The following is a 20,951-nucleotide window of genomic DNA, read 5'->3' on the forward strand; positions in this document are numbered from 1 at the left end:
GAGGACACAAGCGATCCTCCCGCGCCTCAAGACGCCGGGCCTTTGCAGAAACGGCCCCTGACAAGAGCTGCGCGATACACCTCGATCATCCATCCCAGCATTATGGCATTCAGGATGTGCCACATGAAATGCGTCCCCATTGGCCATTGCCCGCAAATAGGCAAATCCAGCGCACGGAACGTGATCGATAGAATCAGGATCAGGGCCCCGAGCGTCATCCCTCTGGCCAAGTTCGGATCATTGCCCCGCAGCAGGAACGCGTAGATCAGGATCAACAAAGGGACCGGCGCATAAGCCGCCGACCCACCAAGCCCCGGCACAAGCTGGAACAGGGGCGCAACGGCCGCCGCATAGGGAAGAAACAGAATCGTACCGCAGATCGCCATTCCGGACGACATGCGACAGATGTCGCGGTTCACCGCAAATATATAGACCAATATGAACAGCAGGATCGGCGCCACATCCGCCAAAGCAGCCCAAACCCGGGCATGGGTGTGAAACAGATAGCTTCCGACCCCGATCATGGCCAAAATCACGACCAGACCCTTGGCCAGCGGCATGTCCTGATCGCGCACGCGCCGCCACATGATCCATGCGGCAATCAGAAAAGCAGCGTTCGTGATCGCATTGATCGGCTCGGCCCAATAGTCCGCCGACACGCGTTCGCAATAGCCATCAATTTCTCGAATCCAGTCCATGGAATTTTACATAGCCGATGCTAGGCTGCTGCCAAGAGACCTTATGGGAGGAAAACCGGAATGAACATTATCTGGCTGGGCCATGGCAGTTTTCGCATTGAAACTCAGGGGCAGGTTCTGTTGATCGACCCGTGGCTGACCGGCAACCCGGTCTTGCCAGAAAATCAGCATGATGCAGCGCTGGATGGTGCGAGTCATATCCTTCTGACCCACACGCATTTCGACCACGTGGTTGATATTCTGCCGCTGGCCAAACACCTGAAAATCCCCGTTGTCGGACAGTATGACCTGATGGGATACTGGAGCGAAGCGGAAGGAATCGAGACCATCGGTTTCAACAAAGGCGGCACCGTCGACCTGAACGGCGTCAAGGTGACAATGGTTCCGGCCTCTCACAGCTCAACTTTTTCAACACCGGATGGTCTGCGCACCGGCGGCAGTGAGGTCGGCTTCATGATCGCGGCCGAGGGGCGTATGCTCTATGTTTCGGGCGATACCGACATCATGGCGGACATGGATTGGATGGGGGATTACTACAAGCCCGATATCGGCATCCTTTCGGCCGGCGGGCATTTCACCATGGATATGAAAGCCGCCGCCTATGCCGCGAAACGGTACTTTGACTTCAAGACGGTCATCCCATGTCACTACAAGACGTTCCCCATTCTGGAACAATCCGCACAGGCATTGATCGACGGGTTGCCCGGGGTCGACGTGATCGAACCTGAGGTTATGAAAGCCATCGCCGTCTGACGACAGCGCAGCGCGTCAGCACGGCTTGTCCTGGCGGCGCGCTTCGAAGAAGGCCTTCAAAAGCGCGGCAGCCTCTTCGCCTGCAATCCCGTCATAGACCTCGGGCACGTGATGCGCCTGTGCATGTGAAAACACGCGCGCGCCATGCGCCACGCCCCCGGATTTGGGGTCTGCCGCACCGTAATAGATCCGCCGGATACGCGCGGCGGCCAAGGCTGCGGCGCACATCGCGCAAGGCTCCAACGTGACGTAGAGATCGTGATCCGGCAGCCGTTCAGAGCCCGCCTGCGCACAGGCTGCACGCAAGGCCATGATTTCCGCATGGGCCGTGGGGTCATTCAACTCGCGCGTCCGGTTTCCGGCCACGGCCACGACCGTTCCGTCCGGTCCGACGACAACGGCCCCCACGGGCACCTCGCCGCGGTCAGCGGCTGCGCGCGCCTCGGCCAGGGCCTGTTGCATATGCGATTTGAATACCATGCCCCCTGACTGCCGCAGAAACCCGCCTTTCGCAAGCGCCCGGGATGCGGTATGGCCCTGACATGAACAAGACCCCACCCCCCGGCGATCGGATCGCCAAAGTCCTGGCCCGCGCTGGCGTAGCGTCCCGGCGCGAGGCTGAACGCATGATAGAAGCGGGCCGAGTAGCAGTGAATGGCAAGACCATCGACAGCCCCGCCCTGAACGTGACCGCGAAAGACAAGATCGCAGTCGACGGCAGGCCGGTCTCGGAACCGGAACCGTCGCGTCTGTGGCTGTATCACAAGCCCGCCGGGTTGGTGACGACGACCCGCGACGAAAAAGGACGAGAGACAATATTCGACAAGCTGCCCGACGACATGCCACGGGTAATGAGCGTCGGTCGGTTGGATCTGAATTCCGAAGGATTGCTGCTGTTGACCAACGATGGCGGCATCAAGCGCAAGCTGGAACTGCCCTCGACCGGCTGGTTGCGGAAGTACCGCGTGCGGGTGAACGGTCGCCCGAAGGACGAAGATTTTGAACCGCTGCGCAAGGGGCTGGTGATCGAGGGAGAACGGTTCCAGCCAATGACCGTCTCATTGGATCGCCAGCAGGGCGCAAATGCCTGGCTGACGATCGGTTTGCGCGAAGGCAAGAACCGCGAAATCCGCCGCGCGATGGAAGATATCGGTTTTACAGTGAACCGTCTGTTGCGTGTGTCCTACGGCCCCTTCCAGCTTGGGACGTTGAAACAGGGCGAGGTCGAAGAAGTCCGTCGCCGAGTCATGCGGGACCAGCTGGGGCTGGACGCCGAAGACAAACCCGGCAACCCGCCCAAACGCCCGTCGCGGCCCAAAAGAAAACGACCTCAGATCGGCAAGAATCCCCGTAAGTGATGTGGGTTCGGCAACCTTCCCCCTAGCGCTAAGCCCGCGCATACCCTAAATTTTCAGTGAAAGCTGCTATTTGAGGGGCGTGATGTCCGGAAGCGGAGTGCAAAAACTGGCCTATGCTGTGCTGTTGGTGCTGTTGTTTGGCGTCTGCACTGGTTTGCTCGGAGGTCTTTAAGCCATGGCAAAGCGGTTCGGCGGCAAATACAGCCCACAGGGAGATGAATCGGAAAACGCCCCACTGCCGAGGGGTCAGTTTGACGGCGCACGGGTCGAGCCCGCTGGCGCACGTGCGAATATTCTGTTTCTACCCGCCATTCCTTTGGTGTTTCTGTCCCTGAACGACGGCGCGATTGGTATGACGCTGGGGCTGGTCGCCGCTGGTTTTCTGACGGCGGCCGCATTCTTGCTGCGAGAAGGTCTGAGAGCTGAGGCCGCGTACAATGCCCGCAAAACCGCCCGACGCCCTGCTTTTCCGCGGAAGATATTTGCCAGTGTTCTCACCGGTCTTGGTGCTGGCCTTGCGTCTTACAGGTCCGAGTTTCTGGACGCTGAAGCGGCAGCGCAGGTCAGCCTGTTAGCCCCCGTGCTGTTTGGTGTCGCAGCGACCGCTCTGCATTCTGTCTCATTCGGGCTTGATCCGATGAAGAACAAGGGCATGGAGGGGGTCGACACCTTTCAGCAAGACCGAGTGGCGCGCGTGGTCGATGATGCCGAGAAACACTTGTCGGAAATGACGGATGCCATAAAACGCGCGGGCGATCGACGTGTCGAAGCCCGAGTCGAGCGATTTCAGGACACCGCACGTGACCTGTTCCGCACGGTCGAGGAAGACCCCCGCGATCTGGCCGGCGCAAGAAAATATCTGACTGTGTATCTACAGGGCGCGCGTGATGCGACTGTCAAATTTGCTGATGTCTATGCGCGCACCCGCGACGCGCAGGCACTGGCCGACTATTCCGCCCTTCTGGACGATCTGGAACAGAATTTTGCCGCGCGTACGCGGAAAATGCTATTGGATGACCGCAGTGATCTGACGGTCGAAATCGACGTGTTGCGTGAAAGATTGCAGCGCGAAGGCGTCCGGCTGGACTGACCGGCCATATTTGAGCGAGGAACATACCCATGTCCGATGAGATCAAGAACAAGGCAGTTCAGGCCGAGACTCTGGTACAGGAAGTCACCGCAGTTTCCCTACCCGAACCGCAAGCCGAAGTCGTGTCGTTGGAGGAAGCCGACGAACCCGTCAGCGCCGAAATTCGCAAGCGGATGAATGAAATCGACATGGACAACACCAATTCGATTGTCGCGTTTGGCTCGTCCGCTCAGGCCGAGCTGCAGGAAATCAGCCAGGCCATGCTTGCGGATGTGCGCAACAAGGATGTCGGCCCGGCCGGAGACAGCCTGCGCAATATCGTGACCACAATCCGCGGTTTCTCGGTCAGTGAACTTGACGTGCGGCGCGAGCGCAGCTGGTGGGAGAAACTGTTGGGCAGGGCTGCACCGTTTGCAAAATTCACAGCGCAATACGAAGAGGTTCAGGGCCAGATCGATCGCATTACCGACGATCTTCTGGGGCATGAGCATACGCTGCTCAAGGATATCAAATCTCTGGATCTGCTTTATGAGAAGACCTTGGGCTTTTATGACGAACTGGCGCTGTACATCGCTGCGGGCGAAGAGAAGCTGACCGAGCTGGACAGCCACGACATCCCTGAAAAGGAAGCCGAAGTTCAGGCCGCTCCGGAAGACCAGCAAGTGATGAAGGCACAGGAACTGCGTGACATCCGTGCGGCGCGTGACGACCTAGAACGCCGGGTTCATGACCTGAAACTGACACGACAGGTCACGATGCAGTCCCTGCCGTCGATCCGCTTGGTTCAGGAAAACGACAAATCGCTGGTCACCAAGATCAACTCGACACTGGTGAACACGGTCCCGCTGTGGGAAACGCAGCTGGCCCAGGCGGTTACGATACAACGCAGCGCCGAAGCCGCCGCCGCGGTGCGGGATGCCAACGACCTGACGAACGAGCTTTTGACTTCGAATGCGGCCAACCTGCGCGAATCGAACAAGATGATCCGCCAAGAGATGGAGCGTGGCGTGTTCGACATCGAAGCGGTCAAGCAGGCCAATGCCGACCTGATTGGCACCATCAACGAAAGCCTTGCCATTGCGGACGAAGGCAAGGCCAAACGCGCCGCAGCCGAAGCTGAGTTGCAGAAGATGGAAAAGGAACTGCGCGACACTTTGGCGGCCGCCAAAGCGCGCCGCGACGGAACCGGCGACACTGCCGGTACGGCGGTTCCCGGCTGAGGGCGGGATCGGCGTGCGGGCCTTCGGTTACTTGAAAGGGACCTTGGGGATGGTATCGCTTTTGGCTCTGGCCAATTGCGACGAGACCCTGACGTCATCCGTTGTTCCGCAACCTCGCCCGACACCCGCACCCGTGGCAGCCAATGCCTATGTGCCGCCGTCGGCCGCAAGCCAGGATCTGGCGCGTTTTTATCAGCGGGTTGAACGGGATTTGCTGGTGCGGGGGCTTTTGCGCACCGATGGGGGTGGCCCGGACACCCCCTATGATGCCGACGATCTGGCACGGAATTTCGAAGCGATTGCGTTCTACAGCGAATATCCGACGCAAAGCGTCGCGGCAGGCTCGCGTCAGACGGACGGGCAACTCAGCCGATGGTCCGGCTCTGTCCGCATACAGACCGAGTTCGGGCCCTCCGTGCTACCCTCTGCACGGCAGAAAGATGCAGATCAGGTGCGGTCCTTTGCCACCCGACTGGCCAGATTGACCGATCATCCGGTTTCCGTCGTCTCTCGCAACGCCAATTTCCATGTCTTTTTTGCAGGCAAGGATGACAGCGCCTATGTCGTGTCCCGCCTGAAGCAGCTGATCCCGAATATCAGTCAGGACTCGCTGAATCTGGTGGCCAATCCACGTGCTAATTTCGACTGTCTGGTGTTTGCATCGGCAACGACTTCATCACCACACAGATACGTACGTGCCGTATCCCTCATTCGGGCGGAATTGACGGATCTGGGTCGCCAAAGCTGCATTCACGAAGAAATTGCTCAGGGTCTTGGTTTGTCCAATGACAGCCCGGCAGCGCGACCTTCGATTTTCAACGATGATGACGAATTTGCCTTGCTGACCAGTCACGACGAAAAGCTGCTGACGATGTTGTATGACCCAAGGTTGCAGCCCGGCGTAGGCGTTGATGAAGCGCGGCCCATCGTACGAATAATCGCACATGAATTGATGGGGCAGTCGCTCTGACCCCAAGGACAGGAGAACCCAAATGGGAATATTCGATTTTCTGACCGGAGAATTCATTGATGTCATTCATTGGGTGGACGACACCCGCGACACGATGGTCTGGCGGTTCGAGCGTGAAGGCCACGAGATCAAGTATGGCGCCAAGCTGACCGTGCGCGAGGGCCAGGCGGCCGTATTCGTGCACGAAGGCCAACTGGCCGACGTGTTCACACCGGGCCTCTACATGCTTGAAACCAACAACATGCCGATCATGACGACGCTGCAACATTGGGATCACGGGTTCCAGTCGCCGTTCAAATCCGAGATCTATTTCGTCAACACGACCCGGTTCAACGATCTGAAATGGGGCACCAAGAACCCGATCATGCTGCGCGATCCCGAATTCGGCCCCACCCGGATCCGCGCCTATGGCACCTACACGATCCGGGTGAAGGACCCGGCCAAATTTCTGGTCGAGATCGTGGGCACCGACGGTGAATTCACGATGGACGAGATCAGCTTTCAAATCCGCAACATCATCGTGCAGGAATTCAGCCGGGTGATCGCGGGCTCGGGCATCCCGGTTCTGGACATGGCTGCAAACACCGCCGATCTGGGCAAGCTGATCGCGGCCGAGGTCTCGCCCGTGCTCGACGGTTATGGGCTGGAAATGCCGGAATTCTACATCGAAAACATCTCACTGCCGCCGGCGGTCGAGGCGGCGCTGGACAAACGCACCTCGATGGGGCTGGCGGGGGATTTGGGCAAGTTCACCCAGTATTCCGCGGCCGAGGCGATGACGGCGGCCGCCAGTTCCCCGAGCGGAGGCGGCGGCATGGGCGCTGGCCTTGGTATGGGAATGGGCATGGCGATGGCGAACCAGATGTCAAACATGGCAGCGGGTCGGCCGTCAGGCCCGTGGGGCGCGCCCGCGCCCGCTGCCCCGCAACCATCCACGCATGTGGCCCCGCCGCCTCCCCCGCCGGTGGAGCATGTGTGGCATATCGCGGTGGACGGACAGACCAGCGGCCCGTTCTCGAAGGCCAAGATGGGTCGCATGGCCAGTGAGGGCGAGATCACGCGCGACACCTACGTGTGGACGCCCGGTCAGGACGGCTGGAAGAAGGCGGGTGAGGTGCAGGAACTGGCGCAGCTGTTCACGATCCTGCCGCCTCCGCCGCCCGGGGCGTGAGGCATCGGCATGACCGCATCGCGGAAACGCTCGAAGACAGGCGGGCGCAAAGCGCCGCAGCCGCAATTCATCTGCCCTTGCTGCGACTATGTCACCCTAGCCGAGCGCGGGGCCTATCTTCACTATCCCCTCGACAAGTGACCACCTATGACCCAGCCTCCTGCCCCGCCATCCGGTTCTGCGGAACATCGTTTTCCATGTGACAATTGCGGCGCGGATTATCGATTCGACCCGCAATCCGGCACTCTGACCTGTGACCATTGCGGCCATTCCGAACCGATCGGTGCCGGCCCCTGGGGCGGCGCCAGCCTGCGCGAGCTGGATTTCGACGCTGCCATCGCCGACCGCCTGCCCGACAGCGAAATCGAAGAGACGCGGGTTCTGTCCTGCCCGAACTGTGCAGCGCAGGTTGAATTTGATCCCGACACCCATGCTGCGGAATGCCCGTTCTGCGCCACCCCGGTCGTGACGGACACCGGGGTGAACCGGCATATCAAACCGAAAGGCGTTCTGCCCTTTGCGCTGGACGAACGCGCCGCCCACAAGGCCATGAGCGACTGGCTGGGAAGGTTGTGGTTCGCGCCGAACGGGTTGAAAGATTATGCCCGCAAGGGTCGCAGGATGCAGGGCATCTATGTGCCCTACTGGACCTTCGACGCCGATACGAAGTCGGCCTATCGCGGAGAGCGCGGCATAGTCTACTATGAAACCCGCACCGTCATGCGGGATGGCAAACGGGTGCAACAACAGGTTCCCAAGGTCCGCTGGACGCCCAAGTCAGGCCGGGTGGCGCGATTTTTTGACGACGTATTGGTATTGGCCTCAAGGTCCCTGCCCAAGGCTTACACGGATGCTCTGGAGCCTTGGGATCTCCCGGCTCTGGAACCTTACCAGCCAGAGTACCTCGCCGGTTTTCGGGCCGAGGCCTATACGGTCGAGCTGAAAAATGGATATGCCGAAGCACGCGCATATATGGCCCGCGTGATCGAGCGGGACGTGCGTTTTGATATTGGGGGCGACAGGCAACGCATCCATGCAGTGGACACCGATGTGCGCGATGTCACGTTCAAGCATATCCTGCTGCCGGTGTGGTTGGCGGCGTACAAGTATCGCGGTCAGACGTATCGTTTCGTGGTGAACGGCCGGACAGGCCGGGTTCAGGGAGAGCGCCCTTGGTCGGCAATCAAGATCACGATCGCCGTTGTGCTTGGCCTGCTGGTTGCCGCGGGCATCGGATACCTGATGGCGACCGGACAGCAATGACCTTCGGGGGTTCCTCCGCCGAAAACTCCGCGGCGGAACCCCTTGAACATCCCCGGCTTCTCACCCATCCTGCCGCCGGCTGCCCCGGAGGAGAAGACGACGTGACCCTGGCCGACCTGAACACGCTTCTGACCGCGCGCCATTCCTGCCGCGCCTTTCGGCCCGACCCGGTGCCGCGTGGTGACATCGAACAGATCGTGGCCAGCGCGTCCCGGGTGCCAAGCTGGTGCAATGCGCAACCTTGGCAACTGGTCATCACCAGCAAAGACGAAACCGACAGGTTCCGCGACGCGATGTCAAACGAAGCCAGGAACGGCACGCCGGCCCCCGATCTTCCTTTTCCCGTTTCCTACTCCGGCGTGTATCAAGACCGGCGCCGGACGTGCGGCTGGGCGCTTTACAACGCGGTTGGCATAGAACGGGGGGACCGCGAAGGTTCGGCGCAGCAAATGATGCAGAACTTCGCCCTCTTTGGCGCACCACATTGTGCCATCATCTCAAGCCCGGCAGAGCTGGGACCTTATGGTGCAATGGATTGCGGCGGCTTTGTCACGGCTTTTGCGCTCGCCGCTCAGGCATTGGGCGTGGCAACCATCCCGCAAGCGGCATTGGCGGCGTACAGCCCTTTTTTGCATCAGTATTTTCAGATCCCCGATGACCGGCTGATCCTGTGCGCAATTTCCTTTGGCTATTCGGATATGGATCATCCTGCAAACAGCTTCCGTACGGAACGCGCGGCATTGGGTGACTTTGTGGACTGGCGCGGCTAAACCGTCGCTCAGGCAGGCTCAACGTTTCGGGGGGAGGAACCAAGTGCGCGCATTGCTGCAAAGGGTGACACAGGCCAAAGTGTCGGTCGAAGGCACCGTCATCGGCAAAACTGGCCCCGGGCTCATGATTCTTGTCTGCGCCATGCAGGGCGACAGCAAGGCACAGGCAGAAAAACTGGCCGAAAAAACCGCGAAACTGCGGATTTTCAAGGATGACGCCGGCAAGATGAACCGCTCGCTTCTGGATGTTGAAGGATCTGCTTTGGTGGTCAGCCAGTTCACACTGGCGGCGAACACCTCCAGCGGCAATCGCCCCGGATTTTCAAACGCAGCCCCGCCCGAGTTGGGAGAGCAGTTGTACAAGGTCTTCGCAGAGCACCTTGCCGCGCAGGGTATCGCGGTGGAAACCGGACAGTTCGGCGCGGACATGGCGGTTGAGCTTGTAAATGACGGGCCGGTCACGATCTGGGTGGAGAATTGATGGATATTGAAAAGCAAGCTGTCAGGTTGTGGCAGGCCGGTGTTGATGCCGTCGGCGGGTATAAGGCCACCCTGGCCGCCTTGCCTGATGTCCCGAAACCAGACCGTATTCTGGCCGTGGGCAAACCCGCCGCAGCCATGGCGCGGGCTGCGCTGGAGCATTTCGGCGCCATCCCCACGCTTGTGGTCACCAAAGACGGGCATGGCCACGACCTGCCGGCCGGGGTCGAGGTGATCGAAGCGTCACACCCCGTTCCGGACGACCGCAGCCTGGCGGGCGGACGGGCACTGCGCCTGGCCATGGAACAGATGGGGCCCGGATCACATGTTCTGCTGCTGGTCTCGGGCGGCGCGTCATCCCTGGCCGAGGACCTGCTTCCCGGAACATCGCTGGCGGATCTCGAGGCGTTGAACCGCGAACTGTTGTCCAAAGGGCTGGATATCCGCGCAATGAATGCCGAGCGGCGCAAGCTGTCGCGTATCAAGGGCGGCGGCCTCCTATCCCATTTCGCCGGAGACCGCGCCACGGTTCTGGCGATTTCGGATGTGCCCGGAGACGATCTGAACGTCATCGGTTCCGGGATCGGAGCATTGCCCGACAAGCATTCCTTTGACGCCAGCACCCGGATCGTCGCTTCGAACGCGCATGCCCGCAATGCCGCTGTCAAAGCAGCGGAAACAATGGGGCTGAGAGTTTTGACCAATGATGAGGCCCTGCACGACGACTATTTGCAGGTCGCGGCGCGTCTTGGGCCCATGCTGCGTGGAATGGAAAAGGGCGTGATGATCTTTGGCGGAGAACCGACCGTGGTCTTGCCTGATCACCCGGGACGTGGCGGCAGAAATCAGGCCCTTGCGCTTGCTTTGGCAAAAGAGATCGCGGGACAAACGGATCTTGCGGTGATTGTGGGCGGCACCGACGGCACGGATGGCCCGACCAATGCGGCGGGTGGAATCATAACAGGGACAACCTGGGGTGAGGGCGCCGAACGCGCCCTTCAAAACGCCGATAGCGGGTCTTTCCTGGAAAAAGTCCAAGGCCTGCTGACAACCGGGCCAACCGGCACCAATGTCATGGATCTGGTTGTCGCGATACGTGGATGAATTGACGCTTATCATGCCGCTTTGGCCCGCAATCGACCAGAAACTACCCGAAAATGCAGAATGTATCTGAACACCCACTCAGCAATTGCCGCACACCGGGCAACAAAGCGAAGGCTTCGGCCTTCGGCATTTAGGAGAAATAACCTTGCCCGGTTCGCGGAAATAAGCCAACGTTGACTCATGCGTCAACAAAAAGCCCCCCAAGGGGCTGGAACCACTCAATAGGGAGACACTCAATGAATGAACAAATAACGCATATGGCCGGTCAGGTCACAGCCGGGAAGATGACTCGCCGCGAATTCATGGGGAAAGCCGCGGCCCTGGGTGTTTCGGCGGCGGTGGCCAGCACGATGTTCGCAGACGCAGCACGCGCAGCTGGCCCGAAAAAAGGCGGTGACCTGAAATTTGGCCTTCAGGGTGGCGAATCCACCAACTCGCTTGATCCCGCGACCTATGCCAGCTCGGTTCCGTTCCAGAACGGCAAACAGTTTGGCGACCAGCTTGTGGAAGTTGCACCCGATGGGTCCATCGAACCGCGTCTGGCGGAAAGCGTCGAAGGCAGCGCGGATGCCAAGGTTTGGACGTTCAAACTGCGTCAGGGTGTCGAATTCCACAACGGCAAAACCATGACCAGCGAGGACGTGCTGAAGACAATGCAGCGCCACTCGAACGAAGACTCCAAGTCTGGTGCCCTTGGTATCATGAAGGGCATCGAGTCAATGAAAGCCGATGGCGACAATTTCCAGGTCACTCTGTCCGAGCCAAACGCTGACCTTCCGTATCTGATGGCCGACTACCACCTGATCATTCAGCCCGATGGCGGCATGGACAATCCCGGAGCAGGTATCGGAACCGGACCGTACAAGGTGGAAGTAGACGAACCCGGTGTGCGCCACTTGTTCACAAAATACGAGAACCACTGGAACTCTGATTTTGGTAACTTCGACAGTGTTGAAGTCGTGGTTATCAATGACGCAACAGCGCGTACCGCTGCATTGCAATCGGGTCAGGTCCACGCCATCAACCGTGTTGAACCAAAGGTCGCGGACCTGCTGGGGCGCGCACCCAATCTGACCGTGCACTCGACCGCTGGCCGCGGCCACTATGTCTTTATCATGCACTGCGATACCGCACCGTTCGACAACAACGAACTGCGCACGGCCCTGAAGTATGCCATCAACCGTGCGGATCTAGTGGACAAAGTACTGCGCGGCTATGGCTCGATCGGTAACGACATGCCGATTAACGCAGCCTATCCACTGTTTGACGAGACAATCGAACAGCGCGAGTTCAGCGTGGAAAAAGCCGCCGAGCACTACAAGAAGTCCGGTCATGACGGTTCGCCGATTATTCTTCGTGTTGCAGACGGTGCCTTCCCGGGTGCCGTGGATGCCGCAGCCCTTTTCCAACAGACGGCGGCCCAGGCTGGAATTCCGCTGGAAATCAAGCGCGAGCCAAATGACGGCTACTGGTCCGAGGTTTGGAACGTACAGCCCTTCTGTGCCTCTTACTGGGGCGGTCGTCCGGTGCAGGACCAGATGTATTCGACCGCGTATCTGTCGACGGCTGACTGGAACGATACACGTTTCAAAGTTCAGGCATTTGACGACCTGCTGTTCGCGGCTCGTGCAGAACTGGATGTCGAGAAACGCAAGGGCATCTATAGCCAGATGGGCCGCATGGTCCGTGATGAAGGCGGTCTGATTTGCCCGATGTTCAACGATTTTGTCGAAGGTGTCAGCAACCAACTGGATGGTTGGGAAAGCGACCCGACACAGGAAATGATGAACGGCAACATGTCCCGCAAAATGTGGTTCGTCTGATACGGGCATCGGATAATGCATCCTATCATAAAACTGGTTTCCCAGCGCCTCGCGCTGGGAATTCTATTGCTGTTCGGCGCTTCGGCCTTGATTTTTGGCCTTACCGAAGCTCTTCCCGGAGACGCCGCGCAAGCCGTCCTGGGGCAGTCCGCAACCCCCGAGGCCTTGGCCAACCTTCGCGAAGAAATGGGCCTGAACCGCCCGGCCCTGACCCGTTATTTTGAATGGCTGGGCGGCATCGTTCAGGGCGACCTTGGCCAATCGCTGACCAACAAGCTTGATATTGCCGAGAGCATCGGAAAACGCCTCGGGAACACGTTGTTCCTGGCTTGTGTCGCGGCAATCGTATCCGTCCCGCTTGCGATCTTTCTGGGTCTGCTGGCTGTCCGGTTCCGCAATCGCTGGCCCGACAAACTGATTTCCGCCGTCACGCTGACGACGGTTTCCATCCCCGAGTTCCTGATCGGCTACGTCGTGATCTACTACATCTCGGTCAAGCTGGGATGGTTTTCCTCGCTTGCGATGATCAATGACTCGATGTCGTTCTGGCAAAAGCTGAACGCGATTGCGCTGCCGGCCTTCGTTCTGACACTGGTGGTCCTGGCGCAGATGATGCGGATGACCCGCGCTGCAATTCTGAACCTCATGCAATCAGCTTACATCGAAACCGCCGAACTCAAGGGCCTGAGCACATTTCAGGTCATCGCGCGGCATGCCTTTCCCAACGCAATTTCGCCCATCGTGAACGTTGTCATGCTGAACCTCGCCTACCTCGTTGTCGGCGTCGTCGTGGTCGAAGTCGTGTTCGTCTATCCCGGCATGGGGCAGTACCTTGTGGACGCAGTGACCAAGCGTGACGTGCCGGTTGTTCTGGCCTGCGGCGTGGTGTTCGCGGCTGTTTACATCGGCCTGAACATGGTCGCGGATATCGTCTCGATCCTCGCCAACCCAAGACTGAGGCATCCGAAATGAAAAACATCCCTATTTCGGCTCTGATTGGCCTCATGTTCACCGGTGCCTATTTCTTCGTGGCCATTGCTGCCCCGTTGATCGCGCCTTACGGGATGGCAGAAGTGGTCGGCGATGTATGGGAGCCGGCCAGCGCCGAGCACCTGCTGGGTACCGACAATATCGGCCGCGACCTGCTGACCCGCATGATCTATGGCGGCCGCACGACGATCTTCATTGCCGCCGCAGCGACGTTGCTCAGCTTCTTGACCGGTACATCGCTTGGTCTTCTGGCCGCCGTTCTGGGCGGTTGGGCGGATCAGGCGCTTAGCCGGACGGTCGATCTGATCATGTCGATCCCTACCCTGATCCTTGCGCTGGTCATTCTGGCCATCGTTCCGGTCACCGTTCCGATCCTGATTCTTGTCATGGGCCTTCTGGATGCGACACGTCCCTATCGCCTTTCGCGCTCCGTCGCCGTGGATATCAACGTGATGGACTATGTCGAAGCCGCGAAACTGCGTGGTGAGGGGCGGACATGGATCATCTTCCGGGAAATCCTGCCGAACGCATTGTCACCGCTGGTGGCCGAGTTCGGCCTGCGGTTCATTTTCATGGTCCTGTTCATCTCGACCCTGTCCTTCCTGGGTCTCGGCGTTCAACCGCCGCTGGCCGACTGGGGTGGCATCGTGAAGGAAAACAAGGACGGCATCGTGTATGGCATTGGCGCGGCCCTGTACCCCGCGGTGGCCATCGCGACGCTCGCGATCTCGGTCAACCTTGTGGCTGACTGGATCCTGAACCGAACCACATCGCTGAAAGGAGGTCGGGGATGAGTGATACCCTTCTCAAGGTCCGTGACCTCAAGATCGGTGCGACCGTTTACCCACCGGGAGAGAAACCCCATGACATCGAAATCGTGCACGGGGTCAGCTTTGACCTCGAGCGCGGCAAAGTGTTGGGTCTGATCGGTGAATCCGGCGCTGGGAAATCCACCATCGGTCTTGCCTCGATGGCCTATGGCCGGGGTGGCGTCAAAATCACCGGCGGCGAGGTCTGGGTCAACGGGCGCGACATCCTGAAATCATCGCATGGCGATATTCGGAATCTGCGCGGGGGTGAGGTTGCCTATGTCTCGCAATCTGCCGCTGCGTCGTTCAACCCGGCCAAGAAGATCATGGATCAGGTTGTCGAAGCGGCTGTCGAGCACAAGAAGTTTTCGCGCAAAGAGGCCGAGGCCCGCGCGCGTGAGCTGTTCGCAAAGCTGGGCCTGCCTGACCCTGACAACATCGGCAACCGTTATCCGCACCAGGTTTCGGGCGGTCAGTTGCAGCGTTGCATGACCGCATTGGCGCTGTGTCCTGAACCCGATCTGGTGGTGTTCGACGAACCGACGACGGCGCTGGATGTGACCACCCAGATCGATGTTCTTATGGCGATCAAGGATGCCATACGCGACACCGGCGTTGCCGCTTTGTACATCACGCATGACCTGGCGGTTGTTGCGCAGGTCAGCGACGATATCATGGTTTTGCGGATGGGTGACACAGTCGAATATGGCAGCACCGATCAGATCATCAACAACCCGCAGGAAGAATATACTCAGGCTTTGGTCTCGGTGCGTTCGATCGAGCACGAAGAAAAGCAGCCCACACCGGAACCGCTGCTTACCGTTGACGGGATCACCGCGCGCTACAAGGGGCTGAACTTCGACGTGCTGCACAACGTCAATGTCGAGCTTCATCCGGGGCAGACGCTGGCGGTCGTGGGCGAATCCGGTTCGGGCAAATCCACGCTGGCCCGGGTGATCACCGGCCTGTTGCCGCCGCGCGATGGCGAGATCCGTTTTGCCGGTCGCACGCTGTCGCCGGACCTTGCGGGGCGTTCTCGGGAGGATCTGCGCGAGTTGCAGATGATCTATCAGATGGCGGACGTGGCAATGAACCCACGCCAGACCGTCGGCACCATCATCGGCCGCCCGTTGGAGTTCTATTTCAACATGCGTGGTGCTGAAAAGCGCAAGCGGATCATCGAGCTGTTGGATGAGATCGAGTTGGGCGAAAAGTTCATCGACCGCTATCCTGCGGAACTGTCCGGAGGTCAGAAACAGCGTGTCTGTATCGCCCGGTCACTGGCAGCCAAGCCCAAGATGATCATCTGTGACGAGGTCACTTCGGCACTGGATCCGCTGGTGGCAGACGGGATCCTCAAGCTGCTGCTGGACCTGCAAAAGATCGAAGATGTGGCCTATCTGTTCATCACCCATGATCTGGCGACGGTCCGCGCGATCAGCGACAGCATCGCGGTGATGTATCAGGGTCGTGTGGCCCGTTATGGCTCGAAGAGCCAGGTGCTGAGCCCGCCCTTCGACGATTATACCGATCTGCTGCTCAGTTCGGTGCCTGAAATGCATCTGGGCTGGCTGGAAGAGGTTGTCGCCCATCGCAAGATGGAAAGCGCCGGCAACTGATCGGTTCGTGACATTTCGATGAAGCTTTGAAATCCCGGCGCCTTGTTTGAAGACAGGTGTCGGGATTTTGCTATTGGGGGCGCAAAGTGGCAGCCCGAGGACGTCAAATCTCTTAGGGTCGCCGGAACGCAATGTCTCTCAAAGGGCTTCGACATGGACCGCAAGCTACTTCTCATCATTCTGGACGGTGTCCCCTATCGCAACTTTCGCCGCCTGTTCGGCAATCTCGAAGGCTGGGTCGACAGCGGAGAAGCACGGCTTTGGAAACTCCGCGCGGTGCTGCCCTCGACATCGGCCAGTTGCTATGCGTCGATCCACACCGGCGTGACGCCGCAAGAGCATGGCTGTACCGGAAATGGAAACGTCTTCCGGCTAAGCCACAAGGACGTGTTCAGCCAGGTGCGTGAAGCCGGTGGTGTGACCGGGGCGGTGACACACAGCTATTGGTCGCAGTTCTTCAACCGTCATCCCTTCGATTACGTCCGCGACATCGAATATGACGAGCCCGAAAGCGCGACGATCAACCATGGCCGTTTTCACAGCATGACGGGCTATGGCAAAGCCAATCAGATGACGCCATCCGATGTCGACCTGTATGCCACTCTGACCAATCTGTGCCTTCGTTTCGGGCTGGACTATGGCATTCTGCACACCTGCACGCTGGACAGTATGGGCCACCGTTTCTTCCACGATTGTGAAGAAATGGATCACGCTTGCTTTGTCGCCGACGAGATGCTGGCCCCTTTCATCCCCCGCTGGCGCCAATTGGGATATGAAGTGATCGTCACCGCGGATCATGGCCAGGACGAGCGCGGCCACCACGGTGGGCGCGGCCCGCTGCAACAGGAAACGGCGCTGTACTATTTCGGTGACGCAGAAGGGCCAGACGCCGAGACCGTCATAAGCCAGTTGCAATTGGCCCCGACCATCCTGAGCCGAATGGGTGCCCCCATTGCAGAGACAATGAAGGCCGAACCGTTTCTGCGGTAATGGTCATGCGGCTTCGGGGCCGCTTATGCGGCCTTCGCCGCCACCACTGTCGCAAATACCTGGTATCCGTAAAGCGACCCGTTTCGAGCACGTCTTTCGTGCTCGGCCGCAAGCCCCTCAGCCAGTTCTTTTCCGATATCACCCCGCTCGTACATTTGCTTGGTGGTCAGGTCGACCCAAGGCAACATCTGCTCGGCTGTCGAGACAACTCTGCTCTGCACGTCAAAATGTGTCACGGAAAGCCCGGCCTCGGAAATCATTGACCTGAGTTTTGCGACGACAAAAGGATCGGTCACAAACTCGCGTACAAATTCCTTTGCACACATATCCAGAGGATCATTCGGAAAGGCACTGAAGGTCGCTTTTGAGAAATCAGCGTCACATACAATCAAGATCCCATCGGGTTTCAACACTCTGAAGGCCTCGGCAACCAACGATTTGGGGTCTTCAACATGCGTGAGCACCGTGTGCATGATGACCGCATCGACGGCATCATCCTCCAGCGGAAGCGCGGCACCGTCGGCAACCTTGAAAGTCAGGTTCGAATACTCTTTGGCCCGCATGTTGGCTTCCGAGACAAATCCCTTCGAAGGTTCGAAACCTATGACCTTCGCCCGGTGGCAGTGTGTTGCGATGCGACGTGTGACGGCGCCTGCACCGGCGCCAACCTCAACAACCGTCGATGCATCCGTGACGTTCAGATGACCCAGATACGCGGCCACGATCCGCTCCATCGTCGGGTCCGCTTGCCGCTGGTCCATCGAATCCGCAAACAGCTTGATGAATTCTGGCCCTGCGGCATCGACGTTCTGAAAGGGGTCGGCCATAAGGTAAGATCTCCTCGGATAATTTGAGTGAGCTTACCACAGCCAGCCGGTTTTCGGCATACAGGCCCCAAAAGGACCCGAGCCTTCAAATCCCTGCATCAGTCGTAGGACCAGATCCCCTGCCCCAGCGCTTCTATCGCAACCGAGATACGCTCGAAACTGTCGGCCGCACGTTTCACCGCGGTTCGTGCGCGCAGATAGCCGTGCACAAGACCGAATTCATTGATCCAGTGGGCCTTCCCGCCCGCCGTATTGATCCGACTGCAATAAACTTGCCCGTCGTCACGCAGCGGATCGCAATCAGCCGTTACCACCACCGTCGGCGGCAGGTTTGAAAAGTCACTGTCCTGCAATGGCGCATAGGTCGGATCGCCCTGGGGCGGATCGCCCGCGCATCGGACGGTTTCATAGAACCTGATTTCGTCCAACGTCAGCAAGGGGGCCTGGGCATGTTCCTGGTAGGACCCCTGACTGCGGTCCCCTCCGAGGCCCGGATAGATCAGCACCTGCCCCAGGATCCCGTCCAAACGCCCGCGCGCGTAGTGGGATACGGCAGCAGCCAGATTTCCACCGGCGCTGTCGCCGGCCAAAATCAAAGGGTCTCCGAATTCGTTTGCGGCCCAGTTCGCAGCGCTCCAACAGTCGTCAAACTGTGCCGGGTGCACATGTTCAGGGCACAGCCGGTAATCGAAGGCAACGACCCGGTACCCGGTTTGGGCGCATAATTCAGCGCAAACATCGTCGTGACTTTCCAGACCACCAACAACGAAACCGCCACCATGAAAATAGATGACGGTTCGGGTTGGTTGCCCGGCAGAGTAAATTCGAACCGGAACACCATCGGCCGCCCGGTCCTGAGTTTCCACGCCAGCCGGGCGTGGTTGGCGAAAGTCCTGACACATGGTGTCATAGACACGGCGCTGATCCTCGATCGACAGCTCGACCGCGTCATCGGGATAGCTTTCGGCCGTGCGACGTATGAACGCCCAGGTTTCTTCGTCGATCAGGCGTTCATAGTCCATTGTCCCTCCGGCTTATTCAGACCACTCCCATGGCCGGGTGTATACGCCCAGCACTTTTGCGACATCGTCTTCCGAAGATCCGTTCGCGTCAAGCTGCGCAACGAGGCCGCGTTTCTTGTCATCAATGACGGAAACCACCCGCGCCGCCAAACCGGCATCCTCGAGGGCGCCGTTGTAGATACGAGTGATGGCCTGTTTCCGAAGTTCAGGCTTGAACACCTTGCCAACGGCCGTTTTGGGCAGCTCATCCAAAATGGTCATGTGCTTGGGTTGCGCCGCGCGTTCGTGCACGTGAACCTTGCAGTAATCCATCAGCTCTTTTTCGGTGACAGACGCGCCTTCGACCAGTTCGACAAAGGCGCAGGGAACTTCACCGGAATGCGCATCCGGCTGGCCGATGGCACCGGCAAAAGCGACGGCCTCGTGACCCAGCAAAGCCTCTTCGATCTCGGCAGGGTCGATGTTGTGACCGCCACGAATGATCAGGTCCTTCGCGCGACCGGTGATCCATAGATACCCATCTTCGTCGAAGCGCCCCAGATCGCCCGTGCGCAGGTACTTGTCGAAGTGATAAAGGTTAACGTTCTTGTCGGCCTCGGTATAAGTATTGCCCGCATAGACACCCGGGTTCGAGATGCAGATCTCACCGATTTGATCAGTGTCGCACTCGGTCGGTCCGTCTGGCCCATCCTGCAAGATCTTGACGTCTGTATAGGGGAACGGAATACCGATCGATCCGATCTTTTTCTCACCATCCACCGGGTTGCACGAAACCAGACACGTGGCCTCTGTCAGACCGTACCCTTCGACAATGGTGACGCCGGTCGCTTCTTCAAAGCGGCGGAACAGTTCCACCGGCAGCGGGGCCGAGCCCGAGAAGGCCGTTTTTACGCTTGAGATATCGGCATCGACCGGGCGCTGCATCTTGGCTGAAATCGCGGTTGGCACGGTGATGATGAAGCTCACCTTCCAACGCTCGATCAGCTTCCAGAAATTGTCGAATACTCCATCGCCGCGATATCCCTGTGGTGTAGGGAAAACCACATGGGCACCGGATGATACGGCCGCCATCACAATCACATGCACCGCAAAAACGTGGAACATGGGCAGCGGGCACATGATGACGTCGTTTTCGTCAAACAGAAGCGTGTTTCCCAACCAGCCGTTGTAGATCAGGCCAGAATACTTGTGCTGCGCCACCTTCGGCATACCCGTGGTGCCGCCGGTATGGAAATAACAGGCGACACGATCTTCCTTGCTGTCTTCAAACGTCAGCGTCGTCGGTTGCTTGGCCAGTTCCGTGTGGAAGTTCTTGTAATCCGCATGGGCAAGCTTTTCCTTGTCGCCCATCTTGGGGCGCAGAAACGGCACCAGCCATGATTTGGGCGGGGTCAGATACCGGTTCAGATCGATTTCCAGAATGGTATTGACCTTGGGTGCGTGGCGCACCGCCTCTTCGACCTTCTGCGCGACATCTGTTTTCGGGAAAGATTTCAGCGTCACCACGACCTTGGCGCCGGTCTCGCGCAGGATCGCGGCAATCTGTTCCGGTTCAAGCAAGGGGTTGATCGGGTTCACGATCCCCGCAACCGCGCCGCCCATCATCGTCACCAGTGTCTCGTTGCAGTTGGGCAGCACATAGGCGACCACGTCCTTTTCACCCACACCCAGCGAGCGGAACAGGTTCGCCGCCTGGTTGACCTGAGCCAGAAGTTGCGACCAGGTCAGAGTCTCGGCCTTGTCATTCGGGCCCGAGAACAGTTGGAAGCTCATGGCATTGTGGTTGGGGAACTTCCCTGCTGTGCGCGACAAAAGCTGATGGAAGGTGACGGGCAAATCCCGATCCTCCCACGGCATTTCCTGTTCCATGCGCTTCTTGTCTTCCAAACCCACAAAGGCCATGTGGTTCCTCCCGTATTATTCTCCCGCGTTTTGCGCGGGCTTGTTGTTCGCAACCAAGATGGAAGCAAAACGAACCTCGCGCAAGCGAGGCC

The 20,951-nt window shown here is 59.0% G+C and carries 20 protein-coding genes; 15 read left to right on the plus strand and 5 right to left on the minus strand.

The annotated features are described in order from the left end of the window. Positions 1-26: 26 nt before the first annotated feature. Positions 27-698, minus strand: a complete 672-nt coding sequence (locus tag ACR0E2_RS07050; RefSeq protein ID WP_480445834.1) for a ceramidase domain-containing protein — start codon at positions 696-698, stop codon at positions 27-29. A gap of 60 nt (positions 699-758) precedes the next feature. Between ACR0E2_RS07050 and ACR0E2_RS07055 the strand changes: the two genes are divergently transcribed. Continuing rightward, a complete protein-coding gene (locus ACR0E2_RS07055) occupies positions 759-1,451 on the plus strand; it encodes a metal-dependent hydrolase (RefSeq protein WP_480445836.1) in 693 nt (230 codons plus the stop codon). A gap of 15 nt (positions 1,452-1,466) precedes the next feature. Here the strand turns inward: ACR0E2_RS07055 and ACR0E2_RS07060 are convergent, their stop codons facing one another. Next, a complete protein-coding gene (locus ACR0E2_RS07060; RefSeq protein ID WP_480445837.1) occupies positions 1,467-1,931 on the minus strand; it encodes a nucleoside deaminase in 465 nt (154 codons plus the stop codon). 62 nt (positions 1,932-1,993) lie between these two features. On the opposite strand from ACR0E2_RS07060, the gene ACR0E2_RS07065 reads away from it, so the two are divergent. From ACR0E2_RS07065 to ACR0E2_RS07130, 14 genes are all read left to right on the plus strand, one after another. Continuing rightward, positions 1,994-2,809 (plus strand): pseudouridine synthase, encoded by an 816-nt coding sequence (locus ACR0E2_RS07065; protein WP_171167082.1) that lies wholly within the window; start codon positions 1,994-1,996, stop codon positions 2,807-2,809. A gap of 175 nt (positions 2,810-2,984) precedes the next feature. After that, a complete protein-coding gene (locus tag ACR0E2_RS07070) occupies positions 2,985-3,899 on the plus strand; it encodes a 5-bromo-4-chloroindolyl phosphate hydrolysis family protein (protein WP_480445839.1) in 915 nt (304 codons plus the stop codon). A gap of 29 nt (positions 3,900-3,928) precedes the next feature. Then, entirely contained in the window at positions 3,929-5,119 is a 1,191-nt protein-coding gene (locus tag ACR0E2_RS07075; protein ID WP_171167078.1) for a toxic anion resistance protein, read from the plus strand. A gap of 49 nt (positions 5,120-5,168) precedes the next feature. Continuing rightward, a complete protein-coding gene (locus ACR0E2_RS07080) occupies positions 5,169-6,089 on the plus strand; it encodes a DUF2927 domain-containing protein (protein WP_480445841.1) in 921 nt (306 codons plus the stop codon). 22 nt (positions 6,090-6,111) lie between these two features. Continuing rightward, positions 6,112-7,260, plus strand: coding sequence for an SPFH domain-containing protein (locus ACR0E2_RS07085; protein ID WP_480445843.1), 1,149 nt, complete (start codon positions 6,112-6,114; stop codon positions 7,258-7,260). A 147-nt stretch (positions 7,261-7,407) separates the two neighbouring features. Beyond that, on the plus strand, positions 7,408-8,523 hold the full coding sequence (locus ACR0E2_RS07090) for a TFIIB-type zinc ribbon-containing protein (RefSeq protein WP_480445845.1): 1,116 nt from the start codon (positions 7,408-7,410) through the stop codon (positions 8,521-8,523). Between the two features lie 101 nt (positions 8,524-8,624). Continuing rightward, entirely contained in the window at positions 8,625-9,293 is a 669-nt protein-coding gene (locus ACR0E2_RS07095; RefSeq protein ID WP_480445846.1) for a nitroreductase, read from the plus strand. Between the two features lie 43 nt (positions 9,294-9,336). Next, positions 9,337-9,774: a D-aminoacyl-tRNA deacylase gene (dtd, locus tag ACR0E2_RS07100; protein WP_480445848.1), complete on the plus strand. Its 438-nt coding sequence runs from the start codon at positions 9,337-9,339 to the stop codon at positions 9,772-9,774. Next, positions 9,774-10,877 (plus strand): glycerate kinase type-2 family protein, encoded by a 1,104-nt coding sequence (locus ACR0E2_RS07105; protein ID WP_480445850.1) that lies wholly within the window; start codon positions 9,774-9,776, stop codon positions 10,875-10,877. Before dtd ends, ACR0E2_RS07105 begins: the two co-directional genes overlap by 1 nt. 236 nt (positions 10,878-11,113) lie before the next feature. Continuing rightward, a complete protein-coding gene (locus tag ACR0E2_RS07110; RefSeq protein ID WP_152458789.1) occupies positions 11,114-12,700 on the plus strand; it encodes an ABC transporter substrate-binding protein in 1,587 nt (528 codons plus the stop codon). A gap of 15 nt (positions 12,701-12,715) precedes the next feature. Further along, positions 12,716-13,672: an ABC transporter permease gene (locus tag ACR0E2_RS07115; RefSeq protein WP_152458791.1), complete on the plus strand. Its 957-nt coding sequence runs from the start codon at positions 12,716-12,718 to the stop codon at positions 13,670-13,672. Then, positions 13,669-14,484 (plus strand): ABC transporter permease, encoded by an 816-nt coding sequence (locus ACR0E2_RS07120; protein ID WP_171329524.1) that lies wholly within the window; start codon positions 13,669-13,671, stop codon positions 14,482-14,484. The genes ACR0E2_RS07115 and ACR0E2_RS07120 overlap by 4 nt, the downstream gene beginning before the upstream one ends. Next, positions 14,481-16,118 carry an ABC transporter ATP-binding protein gene (locus ACR0E2_RS07125; RefSeq protein WP_224853664.1) on the plus strand — a complete coding sequence of 546 codons (1,638 nt, stop codon included), beginning with the start codon at positions 14,481-14,483 and terminating at the stop codon, positions 16,116-16,118. The genes ACR0E2_RS07120 and ACR0E2_RS07125 overlap by 4 nt, the downstream gene beginning before the upstream one ends. A 153-nt stretch (positions 16,119-16,271) precedes the next feature. Next, complete coding sequence (locus ACR0E2_RS07130; RefSeq protein WP_257599156.1) at positions 16,272-17,108, plus strand: alkaline phosphatase family protein; 837 nt, start codon at positions 16,272-16,274, stop codon at positions 17,106-17,108. A 23-nt stretch (positions 17,109-17,131) separates the two neighbouring features. Here the strand turns inward: ACR0E2_RS07130 and ACR0E2_RS07135 are convergent, their stop codons facing one another. From ACR0E2_RS07135 to ACR0E2_RS07145, 3 genes are all read right to left on the minus strand, one after another. Beyond that, positions 17,132-17,935 (minus strand): class I SAM-dependent methyltransferase, encoded by an 804-nt coding sequence (locus tag ACR0E2_RS07135; protein WP_480445852.1) that lies wholly within the window; start codon positions 17,933-17,935, stop codon positions 17,132-17,134. A gap of 98 nt (positions 17,936-18,033) precedes the next feature. After that, positions 18,034-18,957 (minus strand): alpha/beta hydrolase, encoded by a 924-nt coding sequence (locus ACR0E2_RS07140; RefSeq protein ID WP_480445854.1) that lies wholly within the window; start codon positions 18,955-18,957, stop codon positions 18,034-18,036. A 12-nt stretch (positions 18,958-18,969) separates the two neighbouring features. Beyond that, positions 18,970-20,859, minus strand: a complete 1,890-nt coding sequence (locus ACR0E2_RS07145; RefSeq protein ID WP_171362432.1) for an acyl-CoA synthetase — start codon at positions 20,857-20,859, stop codon at positions 18,970-18,972. Positions 20,860-20,951 lie beyond the last annotated feature (92 nt).

This window comes from Ruegeria sp. A4, from assembly GCF_056543025.1.

Bases quoted from the DNA above. Each gene is read 5' to 3' on its own strand.
- ACR0E2_RS07125 (WP_224853664.1), top strand. From the start codon at position 14,481: ATGAGTGATACCCTTCTCAAGGTCCGTGACCTCAAGATCGGTGCGACC.
- ACR0E2_RS07120 (WP_171329524.1), top strand. From the start codon at position 13,669: ATGAAAAACATCCCTATTTCGGCTCTGATTGGCCTCATGTTCACCGGT.
- ACR0E2_RS07060 (WP_480445837.1), bottom strand. From the start codon at position 1,931: ATGGTATTCAAATCGCATATGCAACAGGCCCTGGCCGAGGCGCGCGCA.
- ACR0E2_RS07115 (WP_152458791.1), top strand. From the start codon at position 12,716: ATGCATCCTATCATAAAACTGGTTTCCCAGCGCCTCGCGCTGGGAATT.
- ACR0E2_RS07085 (WP_480445843.1), top strand. From the start codon at position 6,112: ATGGGAATATTCGATTTTCTGACCGGAGAATTCATTGATGTCATTCAT.
- ACR0E2_RS07090 (WP_480445845.1), top strand. From the start codon at position 7,408: ATGACCCAGCCTCCTGCCCCGCCATCCGGTTCTGCGGAACATCGTTTT.
- ACR0E2_RS07140 (WP_480445854.1), bottom strand. From the start codon at position 18,957: ATGGACTATGAACGCCTGATCGACGAAGAAACCTGGGCGTTCATACGT.
- ACR0E2_RS07070 (WP_480445839.1), top strand. From the start codon at position 2,985: ATGGCAAAGCGGTTCGGCGGCAAATACAGCCCACAGGGAGATGAATCG.
- ACR0E2_RS07135 (WP_480445852.1), bottom strand. From the start codon at position 17,935: ATGGCCGACCCCTTTCAGAACGTCGATGCCGCAGGGCCAGAATTCATC.
- ACR0E2_RS07065 (WP_171167082.1), top strand. From the start codon at position 1,994: ATGAACAAGACCCCACCCCCCGGCGATCGGATCGCCAAAGTCCTGGCC.
- ACR0E2_RS07145 (WP_171362432.1), bottom strand. From the start codon at position 20,859: ATGGCCTTTGTGGGTTTGGAAGACAAGAAGCGCATGGAACAGGAAATG.
- ACR0E2_RS07110 (WP_152458789.1), top strand. From the start codon at position 11,114: ATGAATGAACAAATAACGCATATGGCCGGTCAGGTCACAGCCGGGAAG.
- ACR0E2_RS07075 (WP_171167078.1), top strand. From the start codon at position 3,929: ATGTCCGATGAGATCAAGAACAAGGCAGTTCAGGCCGAGACTCTGGTA.
- ACR0E2_RS07130 (WP_257599156.1), top strand. From the start codon at position 16,272: ATGGACCGCAAGCTACTTCTCATCATTCTGGACGGTGTCCCCTATCGC.
- ACR0E2_RS07050 (WP_480445834.1), bottom strand. From the start codon at position 698: ATGGACTGGATTCGAGAAATTGATGGCTATTGCGAACGCGTGTCGGCG.
- ACR0E2_RS07105 (WP_480445850.1), top strand. From the start codon at position 9,774: ATGGATATTGAAAAGCAAGCTGTCAGGTTGTGGCAGGCCGGTGTTGAT.
- ACR0E2_RS07080 (WP_480445841.1), top strand. From the start codon at position 5,169: ATGGTATCGCTTTTGGCTCTGGCCAATTGCGACGAGACCCTGACGTCA.
- ACR0E2_RS07055 (WP_480445836.1), top strand. From the start codon at position 759: ATGAACATTATCTGGCTGGGCCATGGCAGTTTTCGCATTGAAACTCAG.